We start from the raw sequence: 21,113 nt of genomic DNA on the forward strand, positions 1-21,113 counted from the left end.
ATTAGTGTTATTATGTAAAAAAATAATTTACAATTTAATCTTAGTTTGTTATAATTGATATGAACCTTATGCTAAGTTCACCGAATCACCAACGGTGTACTTGGAATATGGGGATTATATTCGGAGGTGTTGTAAAATGCAAAAGACTACAAAACAAGAAATAATGGTAAAACATGCAAGACATGAAGGAGATACAGGTTCTCCAGAAGTACAAATCGCACTACTTACTGAAAGAATTACAGAGTTAAATGAACATTTGAAAATTCATAAAAAAGATCACCATTCAAGAAGAGGTCTTCTCATGATGGTTGGACAAAGAAAAGGAATGTTAGGTTACTTAAAGAATCAAGATATTGAAAGATATCGTGCAATTCTTGCAGAACTTGGACTAAGAAAGTAATTCAGAGCGGCTTTGCCGCTCTGTTATTTTAGGTTAGGAAAAAATATATACAATTAGCTAATAATGTTAGTATAAATTGAAGGGAGGCAAATATATGATTCATATTATGGAAACTACTGTAGCAGGCAGAACTCTTAAAGTTGAATATGGTAAGGTTGGAATGTTATCAAACTGTGCGATATTCATGAGCTATGGAGAAACAGTAGTTCTAGTTAATGCAAATGCATCAGAAAAACCAAGAGATGGTATTGATTTCTTTCCACTAAGTGTAGAATATGAAGAAAAACTTTATGCCGTTGGTAAAATTCCTGGTGGTTTCATAAAAAGAGAAGCAAGGCCATCAGAAAGAGCAATTTTAACTGCAAGAGGTATTGATAGGCCATTAAGACCGTTATTCCCTAAAGGTTATAAAAATGATGTGCAAATTGTTTGTACTGTACTATCAGTTGAACAAGATAATTCACCTGAAATACTTGCTATGAACGCAGCTTCACTAGCATTATGTGTATCAAGTATACCGTTTACTGACGCTGTTGGAACAGTTTCAGTTGGTCTTATCGATGGTAACTTCATATTAAGCCCTACTGTAGAAGAGAGAAAAGCAAGTTCTATGAAGCTTACAGTTTGTGCAACAAAAGACAACGTAACAATGATAGAAGCAAATGGAGACGAAATAGCTGAAGATGTAATGATAGCTGCAATCGACTTTGCTTTTGAGGAATGTAAAAAAATAGTAGCTTTCCAAGAAGAAGCTGTAGCTAAATTTGGAAAGAAAAAAAACATTCCTGAATTTCAAAAAATTGATGAAACTCTACAAAGTGAAGTTAGAAAATTCTCATTTGATATGGTGAAGACAGCAATGTACATAACAGATAAAGATGAGAGAAATTTAATGGTTGATGAAATAAAAGAAAAGATAAAGGTTCAATTTAATGAAAAGTATGCTGATAAAAAATCAGATATAGGTGAAGTTTTCTATAATATTCAAAAAGAAATAGTTAGAAATATGATGTTAAATGAAAATAGACGACCAGACGGAAGAGCTTTTGATGAAGTTAGACAAATAAGTTGTGAAGTAGGAGTACTTCCAAGAACTCATGGAACAGGTCTTTTCACAAGGGGACTTACCCAAGTACTTGGAGTTGCAACTCTTGGAGCATTAAAAGAAGCCCAGATACTAGACGGAATAGGTGATGAAGATACTAAAAGATACATGCATCATTATAATTTTCCAGCTTATAGCGTAGGAGAAACTAAACCAATGCGTGGACCTGGAAGACGTGAAATCGGTCATGGTGCACTATCAGAAAAAGCAGTAGAACCACTTTTACCATCTGTAGAAGAATTTCCATATGCAATTCGTGTGGTATCAGAAGTATTAAGTTCTAATGGCTCAACATCTCAAGCTAGTGTAAGTGCCAGTATTTTAGCACTATTAGATGCGGGTGTTCCAATTAAGAGACCTGCAGCGGGCATTGCAATGGGACTAATTACAAGTGATGACTTATCAAAAGAAAAAGTATTAACTGATATTCAGGGAATAGAAGATTTCTTTGGTGATATGGATTTTAAAGTAGCTGGAACTGTTCAAGGAATTACGGCTATACAAGTTGATACAAAGCTTCATGGATTATCTAAATATTGCATTAAAACTGCAATTATAGATGCTAAGAAAGCTAGACTTCATATAATAGAAAAAATGAACGAATGTATACCACAGCCAAGAAGTGAAATGTCAGCATATGCTCCTAGAATGTATGTTCTAAATGTAGCACCTGACAAGATTAGAGACGTAATAGGTAAAGGCGGAATAACTATAAAGAAAATTATAGCAGAAACCGGCGTTAAAATAGACACTAGTGATGATGGAAAAATCGTAATTATGTCAAGCGACGGCGTTAGTGCAAATAAAGCAGTGAAAATCATTGAAGAGTTAACTAAATCTGTTAAAGTAGGAGAAATATATTTAGGGAAAGTAACAAAGATTGCTGCTTTTGGAGCTTTTGTTGCAATTCTTCCTAACAAGGAAGGTCTAGTACATATTTCTAAACTTGATTTTGCTAGAGTCAATAAAGTAGAAGATATTGTTTCAGTTGGTGATGAAATACTAGTAAAAGTAATGGAAATAGATGGCCAGGGAAGAGTAAATCTTTCAAGAAGAGATGCTATTAAAGATAGTGAAAATAAAGATAGCGAAAAAAAAGTCAATGAATAATAATAGAAGGGCTTAGATGCCTTTTTATTTTTTTTAAATAATATTACCGAAATATGCACATATTAAATATAAATTCTCATTAAGGAGAGGCGCATATGTATAATTTGTTTAAGTTAGATAATGGGTTAAGAGTTGTAGTTGAAGACATTGAATATGTGAATTCTGTCAGCGTAGGTTTATGGGTAGAAAATGGATCGAGAAATGAAAATACAAGCAACAATGGAATATCACATTTCATTGAACATATGCTTTTTAAAGGAACTCATGATAGAACTGCTAAACAAATTGCTGAATCTATTGAAGATGTAGGTGGCCAATTAAATGCCTTTACAGGTAGGGAAGCTACATGTTTTTATATAAAAGCATTAGATACTTATTTGGAATTATCATTAGATATTCTATCAGATATGCTTTTTAATAGTAACTTTCTAGAAGATGATATTGAAAAAGAAAAAGGTGTAATTTTTGAAGAAATAAACATGAGTGAAGATTCGCCAGAGGATGTTTTAGCAGATTTACACACAAAAGCAATTTGGGATACAGATTCTATCTCGTTACCCATTTTAGGAACTATGGATACTGTAAAATCTTTTAGTAAAAAAATGTTAGTAGATTATATAGACTCATATTACATACCAGAGAATTCAGTTATATCTATATCAGGTAAATTTGATATGAAAACTATAGAAAGTCTTGTTCAAAAATATTTCGGTAAATGGAGCTGTAAAAATAAAAAAATTACTGAATATAGTAGTCCTGAGATATTAAATAAACATTATTTCAGAAAAAAAGATATTGAACAGCTTCATGTAAGCTTAGGAATTCCCGGTGTAGAACTTGGAAATGACGATACCTATGCTCTAATATTATTAAGTAATATTTTAGGTGGAGGATCATCCTCACTATTATTTCAAAAAATCCGTGAGGAACTAGGTGTATGTTATTCAATTTATTGTTATATATCTGCTTTTAAGAACACTGGAATTGTAAGCATTTATGCAGGGCTTAGTCCCACGAACGCTGAGGTTGCAATAAAAGCAATAAAAGAAGAAGTTAGAAAATTCGCTACAATAGGAATTGATAATGACAGATTGTTTAAAGCTAAAGAGCAGTTAAAGGGTAGTTATATTCTAGGGCTTGAAAGCACAAGTAGTAGAATGTTTAGTAATGGCAGATCAGTAATGTTTATGAATAAAATTAATACCCCTGAAGACGTAATTAGAAAAATAAATGATATTGATATGTCTAAGGTAAATGCAGTTATGGATAAGACTTTTAAAAGGGGTATAATTAATTCGACATATGTAGGCAAAGAAAATGAAATGCTTAAAGAGGTTTTCGAAGGTAAAATTATTTCTGTGGATAAGTAAATTTATTAATAAATATATATAAATTATGCATATCTCCTTAATAAATTTCATATTATTTTATGAGAATTGTTAAGGAGATGTTTATATGGAAGATAATATAAAGCTATACAGCGAAATGGAAAGATATGAAATTATTAACATTAATGATGGTGATAAATATAGTAATTTAGGTAGTAATGATGTAGTTATTGATGACAATGGACTTTTAAAATTCCTAATTATAAATGAGGGGAGCTCTAAGTTTAGCTTTTTTCGCAATAATGATATCATTGAAGTACCTTGGGATTACGTTAAAAAAATTGGTTCTAGAACTATAATAATTGATGTTGATAATGAATTTTTAAAAAAGTCTCATATTTAATTTTGGAGGACATAAATGAAAATAGTGGTGCAAAAGTTTGGGGGTACATCTGTCTCTACCAAGGAAAAAAGAATGCTCGTAGTAAAAAAAGTTTTAAATGCAAAAGCTCAAGGATATTTACCTGTAGTAGTAGTATCTGCTATGGGAAGAAAAGGTGAGCCTTATGCTACTGACACATTACTATCTTTGGTAGATGATAGTTTAAAAGTTGTAAATCCATTAGCGATAGACTTGCTAATGAGTTGTGGTGAAACTATAAGCACTGTAATAATGTGTAATGAACTGAATAGTAATGGAATTAATTCTGTTCCTTTAACTGGGGGACAAGCAGGTATAATTACAGATTCTAACTATACTAATGCTGAAATACTTAATGTTGATACAAAAAAAATATTGAATCTTTTAGAAAAAGGGAAAATCCCTGTTGTAGCAGGATTTCAAGGTATGGATGGAAAAGGCTTTGTTACGACGATTGGGAGAGGCGGAAGTGATGTTACTGCTGCAGTGCTAGGCGCAGCGCTTAGTGCTGTAGAGACTCAAATATACACCGATGTAGATGGAATTATGACAGCTGATCCAAGAATAGTTTCTGAGGCAACATTAATTAAACAAATAAGTTATGATGAGATATTTCAGTTTGCAGATCAAGGAGCAAAGGTTATACATCCAAGGGCAGTTGAAATACTAAGAAAATATAATATCCCATTTGTAATAAAAAATACTATGAACGAATGCCCTGGGACAGTAATTAGTAATTTTGAAAGTGAAAATCTTGAAAATATCATTACAGGTATTACACATATGAATAATAGAGTGCAAATAAAAATATGTAAAAATATTGGTTGTAATTATGATGATCTTTTTGATATTTTAGCTGAAAATTTTATAAGTATAGATCTTATAAATGTTTTTCCTAAAGAAAAAATATTTACAATTGATGAAAAAGATTTTACGAAATTCTCTAATTTAATAAAAGATCTTAATATGTCTTACTCTTTTGTGAAGGATTGTAGCAAGCTTTCAATTATAGGTTCAAAAATGTGCGGTACACCTGGTGTTATGGCAAGAATATTAAAAGCTTTAACTAGAGAAAACATTGAAGTACTGCAAACAGCAGATTCTCATATGACTATATGGTGTCTTGTAGAAACAGGATATGTAAAAAAAGCAATTAATGCACTACACAGAGAATTTAAATTAGGTTGAAAAATGTATATAGTTTCTCTTAATGCACAAAATAAAATGGATTAGGAGGAATGCAAATGTTAAAAACTGAAAGTAATAAAAAAGTGAAGAATAAAGAAGGTAAGAATAAAGATTCTAATGAACAGGTTGAAAATATTAAAGAAATAGGTACAACTAATATACCGACTCAGGATGATAAAATTCAAGTTTTGCCCATTATAGGTCAAATAGAGGGACACATGATGTTATCACCTCAAACTAAAGCTACTAAGTATGAACATGTTATTCCCCAATTAATTGCTATGGAGAGGGATGAAAAAGTAAAGGGTATCCTTATTGTTTTAAATACAGTTGGCGGGGATGTAGAAGCTGGCCTTGCAATAGCAGAGATGATTAGAAGTGTTAGTAAACCTACTGTATCACTTGTAGTCGGAGGAGGCCATTCAATAGGCATTCCACTTGCAACAGCTGCTGAATACTCATTCATTTCCCCATCTGCAACTATGATAATTCATCCGATAAGAATGAATGGGTTAATAATAGGTGTACCTCAAACTTTTGAATACTTTAATAAAATGCAAGAGAGAATAACTGAATTTATTATTAGGACTTCTAAAATTGATAAGGAAACGGTAAATAGGTTGATGATTCAAACTGACGAGCTTTTAAACGATATGGGTACAATACTCATAGGAAAACAAGCAGTTGATAATGGCCTAATAGACGAGGTTGGTGGCATTAGTGAAGCTTTATCAAAATTAAACGAAATGATAGATAAAGCATAAAAATAGATATAAATAGGTCAAAATGACCTATTTATATCTATTTTTATTAATGTTTACTATAAATAATATGGTTTTTATATGGTTATTCTGAAATTCATTTATAAATCTGTAGAAAGTTAGAGGGAATTTATAAATTTTGTAGAAATAATAAAGATAGAACTAATAAAGATAGAGGTGATACTTTGGCTAGAAAAAAAACTAAATCTAAAGTTGTGAGGAGTATAAATGCTGACAGTGAAATATTTGGAATTATACTAATAACTATAGGTATATTAATTTTATTAAGTATATTCTCAACTATATTTTCAAGTTCTCACTCTATATCAGGTATGATAGGTGAGTTTGTTAATCATGTACTTTTTGCAATTTTAGGATTGGGCGCATATCTTTCACCATTTTTTATAATATTTATTGGTGTTTGCATAATTGTTAAGAAGGGTAAGATAAATTTTAGTAAGAAGTTTTATGGAATTGTGCTTTTAATAGTAAATACATTACTGTTTATACAAATATTATCATTAGATAAATATTATTCTAAAGGAAAATTTTTGCTCGGAGTAAAGAAGATATATAATTCAGAAAGTGCATTACACGGTGGGATTATAAGTTATTCAATTGATGTACCAATGTATACACTATTCGGGGCTGCAGGAAGTTGTATAATATTTATAGCTATTTATGTTATATGTTTAATATTAATATTAAACATATCGCTTCATGATATCTTTATATACATAAAAGATAGGTTATATATTAAAAAGACTACTACCAAAAATGATAGTAAGGATTTATACATAGAAAACAATGACAAGCAGGAGGAATTAGTTGTTCCAAATGACGAAAAAAATAGCTTCATTAAAAATATTAGCAATAAGATTAAGATAATTGATTTTATTAAATCAAATGAAATTTCTGATGAAGCGATTGATGCTAAGGTAACAAATAGTGAAGAAGTGGTTAACAATATTAATACTGGTAGTGTACGAGTATCAAAAGTAAAACACATAGATAATTCTATTAAGCAAGAATTGGAGCAAGAAATTCAATTAAATAGTGTTCAAACAAAGCCAAACTATAAATATGAATATCCCACTCTAGAATTATTAAATGAAAATAATACTTCTAAGATGAATAAGAATGATAAGAAGGAATTGCTTAACAATGCCAATAAGCTACAAGAAACATTAAGTAGTTTTGGAGTTGAAGCAAAAGTTATTCAAGTTACCAAAGGTCCTTCAGTGACAAGATTTGAACTTCAACCTAATGCCGGTGTTAAGGTTAGTAAAATTGTAAATTTAGCAGATGATATTGCGCTTAATTTAGCTTCGTCAGGAGTACGAATTGAAGCGCCAATACCTGGTAAGGCGGCTGTTGGTATAGAAGTACCAAATAAAGAGTTAAGCGCAGTATATTTAAGGGAAGTAATAGAGTCTAATGAGTTTTCTGCAACAAACAAAAATTTATCATTTAGTTTAGGAAAAGATATAGGAGGTAATTGTGTTGTTTCAGATTTAACTAAAATGCCACATTTGCTAGTAGCAGGGGCTACTGGGTCTGGAAAAAGTGTTTGTATAAATTCATTAATAATAAGTTTACTTTATAAATATTCTCCAGAGGATGTTAAGTTGCTTTTAATTGATCCTAAAGTTGTTGAATTAAATATTTATAATGGCATACCTCATTTATTAATACCGGTTGTAACAGATCCCAAAAAATCTGCCGGTGCTTTGAATTGGGCTGTAAATGAAATGTCAAGAAGGTACAAGAGTTTTGCTGAAAACAATGTGCGAAGTATCGAAGGGTATAATGAATTAGTTAATAAAGGCATTGTCGAAGATAAGTTACCTTGGATTGTAATTATAATTGATGAGTTAGCTGACCTTATGACCGTTTGTGCTAATGATGTAGAGGAGTATATTGGAAGACTTGCACAAATGGCAAGAGCTGCCGGAATGCATTTAGTAATTGCAACACAAAGGCCTTCAGTTGATGTTATCACAGGTGTAATAAAAGCCAATATACCTTCAAGAATATCGTTTGCAGTTTCAAGTCAGATAGATTCAAGAACAATTTTGGATTCCTCTGGTGCAGAGAAATTATTGGGTAAAGGCGATATGCTATTTTACCCAGTCGGAGAAGCTAAACCAATAAGAATACAAGGAGCTTTTGTATCAGAAGAAGAAGTTGAGCGAGTTGTTACTTTTATAAAAGATCAGAAGACAGAAGTTAACTATGAAAAAGAAATAATAGATGAAATAGAAAGCAGTTCAAGTATTAAAAATGATGCTGATAATATTGATGAACTGTTAAATGAAGCAATTAGAATAGTTGTTGAAAATGGTCAAGCCTCCACTTCCTTATTGCAACGCAAGCTAAAAATAGGGTATAATAGAGCAGCGAGAATTATAGAACAAATGGAGGAAAGAAACATTATTTCAGGTAGAAATGGAAGCAAACCTAGAGAAATATTATTAAGTAATGCTGAGTTAAAAAATTAATTAATAAATAAATGAAAGAAAAATTGTAAATACCCTTGTTTAATTTGTAAATCACATTTACAATAATTTATGTATACAAATGTAGAAAGATAATAAGTTAATATCTATTATCTACTTGCAGAACCAAACAAAGAGGATAACAGTTTATAAATGGGATTTACCCGCAGAGACAAACAAGGAGGATGACAGGTGGAAAAATTAAAAGTTGGAGTTATAAATCTAGGTTGTGATAAAAATAGAATTGATAGTGAGATTATAATAAGTAGTTTAAGTGAAAGATATAATATGACCAATGATCCTAAGCTAGCAGATATAATTTTAGTAAATACTTGTGGATTCATAGAATCTTCAAAACAAGAATCAATAGATACTATTTTAGAAATGTCTAAATACAAAGAAAAATATAAGTGTGAAGTATTAATTGCAACGGGGTGCCTTACTCAGCGTTATGGCAATGAACTGCTAGAATTAATGCCAGAACTTGATATTATGCTTGGAGTTAACGATTATAACAAATTATTAAGTAGTATAGAAGAGGTTCTTTTAAAAAAAATAAAAGTGCAATATTGTAGTTATAGCGATGAAAATATCAATGAAGGTAAGAGAGTCTTAACTACAGGAACGTACTCCGCTTATATTAGAATCTCTGAAGGGTGTGACAATGCTTGTACATATTGCGCTATACCTAATATTAGAGGAAAGTATAGAAGCAGAAAGATAGAAAATATAGTACAAGAAGCTAAAGAATTAAGTGAACATGGGTGCAAAGAAATTATTTTAGTCGCTCAAGATACCACTAGATATGGAATTGACTTATATGGTAAAAAAAACTTACATACGTTAATTAATAAGATTTCTAAAATAAGCGGAATTGAATGGATTAGAGTACTTTACTGCTATGCAGAAGAAATTACTGATGAAATTATTAATGAAATATCTATAAATGATAAAGTATGCAAATATGTTGATATACCAATTCAACATATAAGTGATGATATTCTTAGATCCATGAAAAGAAAAGGAAGAAAAAATATTATTACAGAGAATATAAATAAGATGAGAAAGAATATTAAAGATTTGATATTAAGAACTACACTGATTGTTGGATTTCCAGGAGAAACACAAGAAAATTTTGAGGAATTAAAACAATTTATTAAAGAAACAAAATTTGATAAATTGGGAGTTTTTAAATATTCAATGGAAGATGGAACAGAAGCTGCAGAAATGAAAGATCAGATATCAGAAGAAATAAAAGTACAGCGTGAAGAAGAATTGATGATGCTACAACAAAACATATCTAAAGAAATAAATAGTAAAAAAGTAGGAAAAGTATATAGAGTTTTAGTAGAGGGCTTTAATGGAAAAACTTACTATGGTAGAAATTATGAAATGGCGCCGGAAGTAGATGGAACTGTTTTCTTTGAATCTGATAAAGTTCATAATAAGGGAGAATTTATTAAACTTAAGGTTACCAAAGCTTTAGAATACGATTTAATAGGAGTTGTGTACTATGAATCTTGCGAATAAACTTACAATGATACGAATTTTTTTAGTGCCTATATTTTTGCTGTTTATAGCAGCTAAGGGTATACCTTATGGAAGAGAATTGGCTACTATCATTTTTATAGTGGCTTCTCTTACCGATAAGTTGGATGGTTATATAGCTAGAAGTAGAAACCAAATAACTAACTTCGGAAAATTTATGGATCCACTGGCAGATAAGTTGTTAGTGACTGCGGCACTTGTATCATTAGTGGAACTTCAGATTGTGCATGGTTGGGTAGCTATGATTATAATTGCTAGAGAGTTTGCAGTTTCAGGACTTCGAACAATAGCTGCATCAGATGGGAAAGTAATTGCTGCTAGTAAATGGGGAAAATTGAAAACTGTTATTCAGATAGTAGCTATAATTACAGCATTAATAAATTTATCTTACGTAAATACAACTTTAAATTTGTTAACAAATATTTTAATGGCTGCAGCAGTAGTTATTACAATAATATCTGGTGTTGACTATTTTGTAAAAAACAAAGGTACAATTAGAGTTGATAAGTGATTAAAATTTTAAAGGTTGTTAATAATACAAATAAAGGGTCCTGTTGTATAAAAATGGAATATTTTATTTTGTATGTTGACCATGTATTATAAATAGTGTATACTTAAATTAGAACAAATGTTCGTTAATGAAGGATGGTGAACCCTAAGGGGAAATTTATGAATAATGAAAAATTAAAAGCATTAGAAGTTGCTATGGGTCAAATAGAAAAACAATTTGGAAAAGGTTCGGTAATGAAACTGGGAGAAAATAGTAAATTAAATGTAGAAGCTATTTCTACTGGCTGTTTAGGACTTGATATAGGACTTGGCATAGGTGGAGTACCTAGAGGAAGAATGATTGAAGTTTTTGGACCAGAATCTTCAGGTAAAACTACAGTTGCACTTCATATAGTTGCAGAAGCTCAAAAAAATGGTGGCACAGCTGCATTTATAGATGCAGAGAATGCATTAGATCCTGAATATGCTAAAGCACTAGGAATAGATATAGAAAATCTAATAGTTTCCCAACCAGACACTGGTGAGCAGGCGTTAGAGATTACAGAGGCACTAGTTCGTTCTGGGGCTATAGATGTTATAGTCGTGGATTCAGTAGCAGCCTTAGTACCTAAAGCTGAAATTGAAGGCGAAATGGGAGACTCTCATGTAGGACTCCAAGCAAGACTTATGTCTCAAGCTTTAAGAAAACTTGCTGGTTCTATAAATAAATCTCAATGTGTTCTTGTATTTATAAATCAATTAAGAGAAAAAGTAGGAGTAATGTTTGGAAATCCAGAAGTAACTCCTGGTGGAAGAGCATTGAAATTTTATGCGTCTGTTAGATTAGATATTAGAAGAATAGATACTATTAAACAAGGCGACGAATTTATGGGGAATAGAACAAGAATAAAGATAGTTAAAAACAAAGTAGCTCCTCCATTTAAAAAAGCTGAATTTGATATTATGTATGGTCATGGTATATCTCGAGAAGGAGATGTTCTAGATATCGGAGTTGTAGAAGAAATTGTACAAAAAAGTGGTGCATGGTTCTCTTATGGAGATATTCGTCTTGGACAGGGAAGAGAAAATTCAAAACAATATTTTAAAGAAAACCCTTTGGTTATGTTGGAAATAGAAAATAAAATTAGAGGAAAACATAATCTTCCATTATGTAAAAGTCCTGAAATTAGTAAAAAAGAAGTTTCAAAAAAAGAAGCTAGTAAAAAGGGAGCATAAAAGCAAGTTTATACTTGCTTTTTTCTTTAATTAAATATTAATATTATTGTTTATGAACTTTATATGTTATTATATTGAACTACATGAAGCAAATATATTTATGAATGTTATTATGCAAATAGTATATGATTTTTTTTATGCATTCTGATAACGATTTACATAGTTACTGTAGAATAGTAAAAGTAAAACAACTTATTTAAATGCTTTAATCTTGACATTAATTGAAAAGTAATATAAAATAAATACAAATACTGGTTTAGCATATTTTATTTGCTACCATATTAATAAGTATGACACCTTTTCTAGCTTTCATATTTACTCTTAAATAAATTTGAAAATAAGCAAAGGAGGTGTTGATAATCAATGGATACTAAAAGTCAAACAATGCTCATAGTAGTTTGTGCTATTGTGGTTGTTGTTTTAGTAGGTATTTTTGTTGTAATTTATATTAGAAAAAATATATCTCAAGCAAGTATTTCCAAGGCAGAAAAAGAAGCTAAAAAAATTCTTGACGAAAGTGTAAAAGAATCTGAAACAAGAAAGAAGGAAGCAATCTTAGAAGCCAAAGAAGAAGTTCACAGACTTAGAACTGATTTAGAAAAAGAATCAAGAGAAAGACGTAATGAAGTTCAAAGGTTAGAAAGAAGAAATATCCAAAGAGAAGAATCTTTAGATAAAAAAAGTGATGTGCTGGAGAGAAAAGAAGAAAATCTTAATAAAAAACAACAAGATATTGAGATGGTAGAAGCAAGTGTACAAGATTTATACACAAAGCAAAGAGGAGAATTAGAAAGATTATCAGGATTAACAGCAGAAGAAGCAAAACAAGTTTTGTTAGATGAAATTAAAAAAGAAATTAAACACGATGCTGCAATTATGATAAAAGAAATTGAAACTAAGGCAAAAGAAGAAGCTGATAAAAAAGCAAGAGAAATTATTACTTATGCTATTCAAAGATGTGCAGCTGATCATGTTGCAGAAACAACAGTTCATGTTGTATCTCTTCCTAATGATGAGATGAAAGGAAGAATAATAGGCAGAGAGGGTAGAAATATTCGAACGCTAGAAACACTTACAGGCGTAGATTTAATAATAGATGATACACCTGAAGCAGTAATTCTTTCAGCCTTTGATCCTATAAGAAGAGAAGTTGCTAGAATAGCACTTGAGAAACTCATAGTAGATGGAAGGATACATCCCGCTAGAATTGAAGAAATGGTAGAAAAAGCTAAAAAAGAAGTTGATAGCGACATAAGAGAAGAAGGAGAACAAGCAACTTTTGAAACGGGAGTGCACGGGCTTCATTCTGAAATTATTAGACTACTTGGAAGACTTAAATACAGAACTAGTTATGGTCAAAATGTATTAAAGCATTCTATAGAAGTTTCATATTTGGCTGGCCTTATGGCTTCTGAACTTGGAATTGATCCAACACTCGCTAAAAGATGTGGACTACTACATGATATTGGTAAAGCTGTAGACCATGAGGTTGAAGGACCACATGCGCTTATAGGTTCAGAAATAGCAAAGAAACACCATGAAGCACCTATTGTAGTAAATGCTATTGCAGCACATCATGGTGACGTTGAGTTACAATCTCTTGAAGCAATATTAGTCCAAGCGGCAGATGCTATATCAGCTGCTAGACCAGGTGCAAGAAGAGAAACTTTAGAAGCATACATTAAAAGGTTAGAAAAATTAGAAGAAATCGCAAATTCTTATGAAGGTGTTGAAAAGTCATATGCTATTCAAGCTGGAAGAGAAGTTCGAATTATGATTAAACCTGATGTAATTGATGATGCAGGAGCTGTTGAGATGGCAAGAAATCTCGTTAAAAGAATTGAAAATGAATTAGAATATCCTGGTCAAATTAAGGTGAATGTAATTAGAGAAACAAGAGCTATCGATTATGCTAAATAATCAAACATAATATTAAATCCTCTTAAAATTTAGAAAGTTTCTAAATTTTAAGAGGATTTTCTTTGTATTTAGAAAATTATAGTTAGGAAAAATAAGTTATTCCATTTACACGGCAAAAAAATAATGCTATATTGGTAGCATACGATTTAAAGTATTAATTTTCTAAAGTTAACTTAATAATCTAGTTAATTCATTTCATTTAACTAATATAATCATACAAGTAATATAATCATGGGGGGTAAAAAAATGGTATTATCTAAAAAAGCTGGACAAATATCAGCATCTTTAACATTGTCCATAACTGCTAAAGCAAAAAAAATGAAGGCTGAGGGCCTAGATGTTATAGGATTTGGCGCCGGTGAACCAGATTTTAATACACCGAAAAATATTCAAGAAGCGGCCATAAGAGCAATTAAAGAAGGAATGACAAAATATACAGCTGCTTCTGGTATTATTGAGTTAAAGCAGGCAATAATTAAAAAATTGAAGACAGAAAATAAATTAACTTACATACCAGCTCAAATTATAGTTTCGACCGGAGCAAAACAATGTCTAGCTAACGTTTTTCAAGCTATTTTAAATCCAGGAGATGAAGTTATTATTGGATCTCCATATTGGGTTAGCTATCCAGAATTAGTCAAATTAGCAGATGGACAACCTGTCTATGTAGAAACTAAAGAGAGTAATGAATTTAAATTAACCATTGAAAACCTTAATCAAATAGTAACTCCTAAATCTAAAGCAATAGTGATAAACAGTCCAAACAATCCCACAGGAACAGTATATTCAAAAAATGAACTTATAGATATTGCTGAGTTTGCAAAGGAAAATAATTTAATCATAATATCAGATGAAATTTATGAAAAGTTATTGTATGGAAATAATGATCACATTAGTATAGCAAGCCTTTCAGAGGATGCATACAAAAGAACTATTGTAATTAATGGTGTTTCTAAAGCTTATGCTATGACAGGATGGAGAATAGGATATGCTGCTGGCAGTGCGGATATAGTATCATTAATGTCTAATATTCAGAGTCATACTACTTCTAATCCAAACTCAATTGCCCAATATGCATCAGTTGAAGCTTTAAATGGTAATCAAGATGATGTATGTAAAATGATTGAGCAATTTAAAGTAAGAAGAGATTATATGGTAGAAAGAATCAATTGTATTAATAATTTATCTTGCATAAAACCAGAAGGAGCTTTTTATGTTATGGTAAATATAGAAGATATTTTAAATAAATCAATCAACGGAAAGCTTATAAAAAATTCTATTACTTTTTCTGATTTGTTATTAGAAAAAGAAAAAGTTGCAGTTATACCAGGGATAGCATTTGGTGTAGATAATTATATTAGATTATCTTATGCTACATCTATGGAGAATATAAAAAATGGACTTGATAGAATAGCAAGGTTTGTTGATAGTATTTAAAATTGATTTACATATCTTTTAATGATATTATAATAACATGAACTAATAGTAAATTATTAGCTCATGTTATTATAAAAGTATTGAGGTGAAGTGAAGTGGTATCAAAAGAAGTTAAAGTTAATAATCCTAAGGGATTACATGCTAGACCAGCCACATTATTAGTAAGAAAAGCGGCTTCTTTCAAATCGGATATAGGTATAGAATTTTTGGGTAAGAAAGCTAATATTAAGAGTTTAATAGGTATTTTATCTCTAGGTGTGGGTTCAAATACAATTGTAAACGTTATAGCAAATGGTGTTGATGAAAAATTAGCCTTAGAAGAAATAGTAACACTGATTAATTCTTTAGAGGAATAATTATAAGGCTATACATTTTAAAAAGCTGCTAACTTACTGTTTGCAGCTTTTTAAAATGTATATAAATAGAAATAAATAGAAATAAATCAAAGGAGAATATATATATGATAGATAATGTTGTAGAAATCAATTGTAATTCAGACATAAAAATTAATAATAAACATTTTATATTGTTTTTTCTTGAAACAAAATCTAGGAAAAGTATTTATACTTCTAAAAGTTATGAACGTGATATAAAAGATTTTTTTAGTGTGAGTAGTATAACGGATATTAGCATTGAAGATATTAAAAAGGTATCTATAGTACATACACAAAATTTTATAATGAAATTAATGGATAAAAATATGTCTTCAGCTACTATAAATAGAAAAATATCATCATTGAGTGCTCTCTACAAATGGTTATTAAAATACCAAGACAATTCTACAGGTATTGAAATAATAAAATATAATCCTTTTGGAAATTTAAAGGAAGAAAAACCTGTAATAAACAATAAAGAAACTGAATTTTTAACAAAACAAGAGTGTAAAGTTTTATTAGAAAGCATAGATACATCTACAATATTGGGTCATAGAAATAAAACTATATTAGTACTTGCTTTGACAACTGCTTTAAGAAAATCTGAGATTATCAACATAAAAATAAAGCACATAACTACATACACGGGTTATAATGTAGTAAAAGTAAGGCGAAAAGGTGGAAAAGATGATATAGTAAAACTTCAAGGAAATGTTCTTACTATGATAAATAGATATATTAAGATGACTAAAAGAGATAAGTTAACTAGCGGCGAGGAATATTTATTTATTGGGCACTCAACTAATGGCAGAAATAAAGAAAAGTTAAATGCAAGTACTTTAAATTACATGATAAAAAGGGTATGCATAAACGCAGGTATACATAAAAATTTAAAAGTTCATTCTACTAGGCATACAGCAATAACACTAGCAATTTTAGCAGGGGCTACAGCAGAAAAAGTAAGAGATTTTGCTGCACACAAAAATCTGGCAACTACTAATAGATATATTCATTCAGTAGATAAGTTGAAAAATAATGCTGGAGATTTAATTGATGTGTTTTAAAGGGACAATAGGTCTTAGTTAAGGTATTCAAGTATCCCTTATTTTAAATTAGTATGGTGTAAAGAGTTAGGAGTTATTAAAATTAATGATTGATGAGGCTATGTAGATAAATAAGGACATAGGGCTAACAAAACTCCTTTGACTAACTATATGGCTTTTGAGAAGCTGTAGGGGCTCTTATAATGGATGACAAGATAAGAGCATAAATGAATTATTCCTGCTAGGAATATTCAAGATAAATATGTTATGATAATCACATTATATAACTTGATATTAGTATACAATATAATATATAAATGTCTTAAATTTATTAGAATTTGGATTAGTGTATCGTGCTGAAAGGGTTAAGAAAGTTATATATACTTTCGTGACCCTTTATTACTTTTACAAGTATTTAAAAACTAAATGTGGAAAAATGTATATTGTAAAGATAAGATATATGTACAGCTAGTGATATAAACGTGTTTAAATACAGAAACAAAGAATCATTAAAATATGAATAGGAGATAATTATGAAAATAGGTTATGCGTGCATTCCGCTTACAATGAATGAAAGAACAAATAGAAAATTAACTGTAGCAAAGTTTTCAGAAAAAATGTTTTTAGAGGTACTAGAGCAAAATATATTAGATTTAAGAAGAATACTAGAAAATAATAAAAAGTTTAACATAAGTTTATTTAGAATAAGCTCAGATATAGTTCCATTAGGAAGTCATAGTATTAATGAAATCCAATGGCACAAACATTTTCGAAATGAGTTGAATGAGATAGGAGAATTTATAAAAAAATGTGGTATGAGAGTCTCTATGCATCCAGGTCAATATACAGTTCTTAATGCAGAAAAAGAAGAGATTGTAGAAAATGCAATTAAAGATTTAGAATACCACACTAGATTACTTGATTCTCTGGGTGTGGACTCAAGTAATAAGATTATACTTCACATTGGTGGAGGGTATGGAGATAAAACTGCTTCTATGGATAGGTTTATCAAAAATTTTAGAAGGTTGTCACAAGCAGTGAAAAACAGACTTGTAATTGAAAATGACCATAAAATATTTAATATTGAGGATGTACTTTTCGTAAGTAGGGAAATTAATATCCCAGTAATATTTGATAATCTTCACCACGAATGTAATCATGAAAAGGATGAGTCGGTAAAAGCTATAATGGCGAAGGTTGCTAAAACATGGCAGGAAAAAGATGGTCATATGAAGGTTCATTATAGCCAGCAAAATCTACATAAACAAATAGGGGCACATTCAGATACTATAATAGTTAAAATTTTTTTGAAATACTATGATGAAGTTAAAGAGTTTAATCCTGATATTATGCTTGAAGTAAAAGATAAGGATATTTCCGCTATAAAATGTAATGTAATAGTTCATAATATAGATAAGAAACCAAATGCTACAATCATAGAAAAACAATGGGCGAAATATAAATATGTGTTGATGGAGAGAAATTATAAATACTATAAAACTTGCAGTAATTTGGTAAAAAACAAATGCAGTTATGCAAACTTTTATGAGTACATTGATGAAATAATAAACCTTGATGTAGACAATGGAAGTTTTATAAATACTGCAGAGCATGTTTGGGGATACGTTAAAAATGATGTTACCGATAAAGAAAAAAACCATTTTAATAAACTTATGTTAGATATAGAACATAAAGGGAAGGTTAAACTCTATTTGAAAAAATCATGTGATAGATATAATGCTGAATATATGATCAATTCATATTATTTCTGTTATTAAAGATAAAAGTTAGTAAGAAATTAAAAACACATATTGTAAATTAAAAACACCATATAATAGAATATGGTGTTTTTAATTATATATTAGAATATAGTTAACATAATACGAATTATGTTAACTATTACTAAAATGTAAACTAAAAATGTAAGTTTTAACCTTGAAATAATAAAAATAAATATCGAACATTTGTTTGTATAAGATTTCTTTTTCTTGTCAATAATCTTAAAAGTTATTTAATTACATTTTAAAGGTTAAATACTTTTATGTGTTTGAATAATCCATGATTTTCAACAAAAAGGAGAGATATTATATGAATACTGTATCAATAATAGGAAGAATAACAAAAGATTTAGAACTTAAAAGTTTTAATGAGGGAAAAGGGTTTTATACTAGATTTACAATAGCTATTAATAGGGTATCACATAAAGATTCACAACCTGAAGCTGATTTTATAAATATCGTAGCATGGAGCGGCTTAGCAGAAACAATATGTAAACACTTAAAAAAAGGAAGCCAATTGGCAGTAACAGGTAGACTCTCCAGTAGTAGCTACACAGATAAAGATGGAAATAAAAGATATAGCACAGAGGTTGTCGCTGAGGACTTCAAATTTTTAGATAATAAACAGCAAGTCGTATAGTATTCATAAAATTATTCCTGTGGTATAATTTAGAATAGTTAATAATAAATTTGTATTTAATATCATCTGGAATAGAATAATTATTGAGTTAAATTGTCTAATTTATTTCAGTACAATAAATACAAAAGGGGGGGTGTTCAAATGAAAACTATTGTTGTAGCAGGCGGTTGTTTTTGGGGTGTAGAAGCGTATATGTCAAAAATAAATGGTATTGTTGAAACTAAGGTGGGGTATGCTAATGGCAAAAAGAAAGACCCATCATACGATGAGGTTTGTCTTGGAGACACTGGCCATGCGGAAGCTTGTTTAATAACATATGATGAAGCCAAGATAACTCTAGAAAAAATATTGAATAAATTTTGGGGAATAATAGATCCTACGGTCTCAAATAAGCAGGGAAATGATATAGGGCATCAATACAGAAGTGGTATATATTACACAGATGTGGAAGATTTAGATATTATAATAAAAACAAAGAATGAAGTAAAGGGTAGATATGATAAACCTATAGTTACAGAGGTGCAGCCTCTATCTTGTTTTTATGACGCTGAAGATAATCATCAAAAATATTTACAGAAAAATCCTGGAGGTTACTGTCACATTAATTTAGATGATTAAATTAATACCATAAAACAAGGAAGTGTAAAATCTACACTTCCTTGTTTTATAATTTCGTCACGTAATTTAATGGTTAATATAAAATAAACTATATTTTTAAGGAGTCATTATATATTTTTAATATATCCTCTCTTGTTACTGGTGTGGGATGATTTTTTAATTTGATCTTATTCAAGAACACTTGGTCAGCATAAGAACATATGTCTTTATAATTAACACTATCTACGTATCCGAGAATATTATTTATAAAATTACCAAGTTCGTCTAAGTTTTCTAGGGTTAATAAATATAATATTTTTCTTACTTTATTTTTGTCTTCACAAAACTCTAAATATGACTTTAAAAATATTCCATTTGCTTTACCGTGTGGTATATTATGAAAATATGTAAGAGCATAACCCATTCGATGTGGAAGAGATGTACCAGATTGTGCTATAACCATACCAGCTATTGTAGAAGCAAGCATTAACTTTTCTCTCACTAAACAATTAAAATCTTTTTCTCTTATCATAATTAAACATTCCCCAAACAACTTTAAACCCTTTTCTGCTAAGGCATCACTCATAATATTTGATTTTGAAGATAAATACCCCTCTATTAAATGCGACAATGCATCAATTGAAGTATTGATAGTTATTTTCTCTGGCAAAAACATTAAATACTTTACATCCAGCAGAGCTATTTCAGGAAATACCTTCTGGCATATACCATGTTTTGTTTGTAGTTCATTATCAGTAACTATAGAGTAGGGTGTTGTTTCAGTTCCTGTCCCAGCGGTTGTTGGTATGGCAATTACAGGTAAAGATTTTAACTCCGGACTGTTAAATAAATTGTATCTTGTAGCAATTGGGTTGTTTATTAATACACCAGCTGCTTTTGAAGCATCAATAGGAGACCCACCTCCGATACCTATCATAAAATTAGACTTTTGTGATATGCCAAGTTTTGCAATGTTTTCTACAGTTTCTAAAGATGGATTTTCTTCTACATCATTAAAAACATCGTATAAAATTCCTTCTTTGTCCAATGCTTTAGTAACATCTTTTAATGAACCATTTACGATTGACGAGGTCTTACCAGTTACAATTAAAGCTTTATCTCCATAAGTATGAAATAAATTACTGTTATTTAGTATTACGTCTTCTTCAAGTAATATTTTTGTTGGCATGTAGTAATTAACAAAATTCATAATATGTCCTCCCTTATAATAGTATATTAT

Annotated in this window: 18 protein-coding genes; 17 read left to right on the forward strand and 1 reads right to left on the reverse strand. The window is 30.0% G+C overall.

Annotated elements, in window-relative coordinates; genetic code table 11:
* Positions 1-136 precede the first annotated feature (136 nt).
* The 17 genes from rpsO (at position 137) to msrA (ending at position 19,894) form a co-directional block, all read left to right on the forward strand.
* Positions 137-400: a 30S ribosomal protein S15 gene (gene rpsO, locus LGK95_RS00890; RefSeq protein WP_226121199.1), complete on the forward strand. Its 264-nt coding sequence runs from the start codon at positions 137-139 to the stop codon at positions 398-400.
* A gap of 94 nt (positions 401-494) precedes the next feature.
* Positions 495-2,615 carry a polyribonucleotide nucleotidyltransferase gene (locus LGK95_RS00895; protein WP_226121201.1) on the forward strand — a complete coding sequence of 707 codons (2,121 nt, stop codon included), beginning with the start codon at positions 495-497 and terminating at the stop codon, positions 2,613-2,615.
* 95 nt (positions 2,616-2,710) lie between these two features.
* Positions 2,711-3,985, forward strand: coding sequence for a M16 family metallopeptidase (locus LGK95_RS00900; protein ID WP_226121203.1), 1,275 nt, complete (start codon positions 2,711-2,713; stop codon positions 3,983-3,985).
* An 85-nt stretch (positions 3,986-4,070) separates the two neighbouring features.
* The gene (locus LGK95_RS00905) at positions 4,071-4,346 is read left to right on the forward strand and encodes a YlmC/YmxH family sporulation protein (protein WP_226121205.1); all 276 of its coding nucleotides are present in this window, start codon (positions 4,071-4,073) and stop codon (positions 4,344-4,346) included.
* Positions 4,347-4,361: 15 nt separating this feature from the next.
* Complete coding sequence (dapG, locus tag LGK95_RS00910) at positions 4,362-5,552, forward strand: aspartate kinase (RefSeq protein ID WP_226121207.1); 1,191 nt, start codon at positions 4,362-4,364, stop codon at positions 5,550-5,552.
* 50 nt (positions 5,553-5,602) lie between these two features.
* Positions 5,603-6,316, forward strand: a complete 714-nt coding sequence (locus LGK95_RS00915; RefSeq protein WP_404814389.1) for a ClpP family protease — start codon at positions 5,603-5,605, stop codon at positions 6,314-6,316.
* A 182-nt stretch (positions 6,317-6,498) separates the two neighbouring features.
* A complete protein-coding gene (locus tag LGK95_RS00920; RefSeq protein WP_226121211.1) occupies positions 6,499-8,814 on the forward strand; it encodes an FtsK/SpoIIIE family DNA translocase in 2,316 nt (771 codons plus the stop codon).
* A 189-nt stretch (positions 8,815-9,003) separates the two neighbouring features.
* Positions 9,004-10,341 carry a 30S ribosomal protein S12 methylthiotransferase RimO gene (rimO, locus tag LGK95_RS00925; protein WP_226121213.1) on the forward strand — a complete coding sequence of 446 codons (1,338 nt, stop codon included), beginning with the start codon at positions 9,004-9,006 and terminating at the stop codon, positions 10,339-10,341.
* A complete protein-coding gene (gene pgsA / locus LGK95_RS00930; protein WP_226121216.1) occupies positions 10,325-10,870 on the forward strand; it encodes a CDP-diacylglycerol--glycerol-3-phosphate 3-phosphatidyltransferase in 546 nt (181 codons plus the stop codon). Before rimO ends, pgsA begins: the two co-directional genes overlap by 17 nt.
* A 158-nt stretch (positions 10,871-11,028) precedes the next feature.
* Positions 11,029-12,084 (forward strand): recombinase RecA, encoded by a 1,056-nt coding sequence (gene recA / locus LGK95_RS00935; RefSeq protein WP_226121218.1) that lies wholly within the window; start codon positions 11,029-11,031, stop codon positions 12,082-12,084.
* 363 nt (positions 12,085-12,447) lie between these two features.
* Entirely contained in the window at positions 12,448-14,004 is a 1,557-nt protein-coding gene (gene rny / locus LGK95_RS00940) for a ribonuclease Y (RefSeq protein ID WP_226121220.1), read from the forward strand.
* Positions 14,005-14,250: 246 nt separating this feature from the next.
* A complete protein-coding gene (locus LGK95_RS00945) occupies positions 14,251-15,441 on the forward strand; it encodes a pyridoxal phosphate-dependent aminotransferase (RefSeq protein WP_226121222.1) in 1,191 nt (396 codons plus the stop codon).
* Between the two features lie 95 nt (positions 15,442-15,536).
* Positions 15,537-15,797 (forward strand): HPr family phosphocarrier protein, encoded by a 261-nt coding sequence (locus LGK95_RS00950; protein WP_226121224.1) that lies wholly within the window; start codon positions 15,537-15,539, stop codon positions 15,795-15,797.
* 104 nt (positions 15,798-15,901) lie between these two features.
* Entirely contained in the window at positions 15,902-16,879 is a 978-nt protein-coding gene (locus tag LGK95_RS00955) for a tyrosine-type recombinase/integrase (protein ID WP_226121226.1), read from the forward strand.
* Between the two features lie 512 nt (positions 16,880-17,391).
* Positions 17,392-18,636 (forward strand): UV DNA damage repair endonuclease UvsE, encoded by a 1,245-nt coding sequence (uvsE, locus tag LGK95_RS00960; protein ID WP_226121228.1) that lies wholly within the window; start codon positions 17,392-17,394, stop codon positions 18,634-18,636.
* A gap of 310 nt (positions 18,637-18,946) precedes the next feature.
* The gene (locus tag LGK95_RS00965; RefSeq protein WP_226121230.1) at positions 18,947-19,276 is read left to right on the forward strand and encodes a single-stranded DNA-binding protein; all 330 of its coding nucleotides are present in this window, start codon (positions 18,947-18,949) and stop codon (positions 19,274-19,276) included.
* Positions 19,277-19,417: 141 nt separating this feature from the next.
* Complete coding sequence (gene msrA, locus LGK95_RS00970) at positions 19,418-19,894, forward strand: peptide-methionine (S)-S-oxide reductase MsrA (RefSeq protein WP_226121232.1); 477 nt, start codon at positions 19,418-19,420, stop codon at positions 19,892-19,894.
* 88 nt (positions 19,895-19,982) lie between these two features.
* On the opposite strand, the gene LGK95_RS00975 is transcribed toward msrA, so the two are convergent.
* Positions 19,983-21,083, reverse strand: coding sequence for an iron-containing alcohol dehydrogenase family protein (locus LGK95_RS00975; protein ID WP_226121234.1), 1,101 nt, complete (start codon positions 21,081-21,083; stop codon positions 19,983-19,985).
* Between the last annotated feature and the right edge of the window lie 30 nt (positions 21,084-21,113).

It is taken from the genome of Clostridium algoriphilum, assembly GCF_020443705.1.
Taxonomy (GTDB): Bacteria; Bacillota; Clostridia; order Clostridiales; family Clostridiaceae; genus Clostridium_AD; species Clostridium_AD algoriphilum.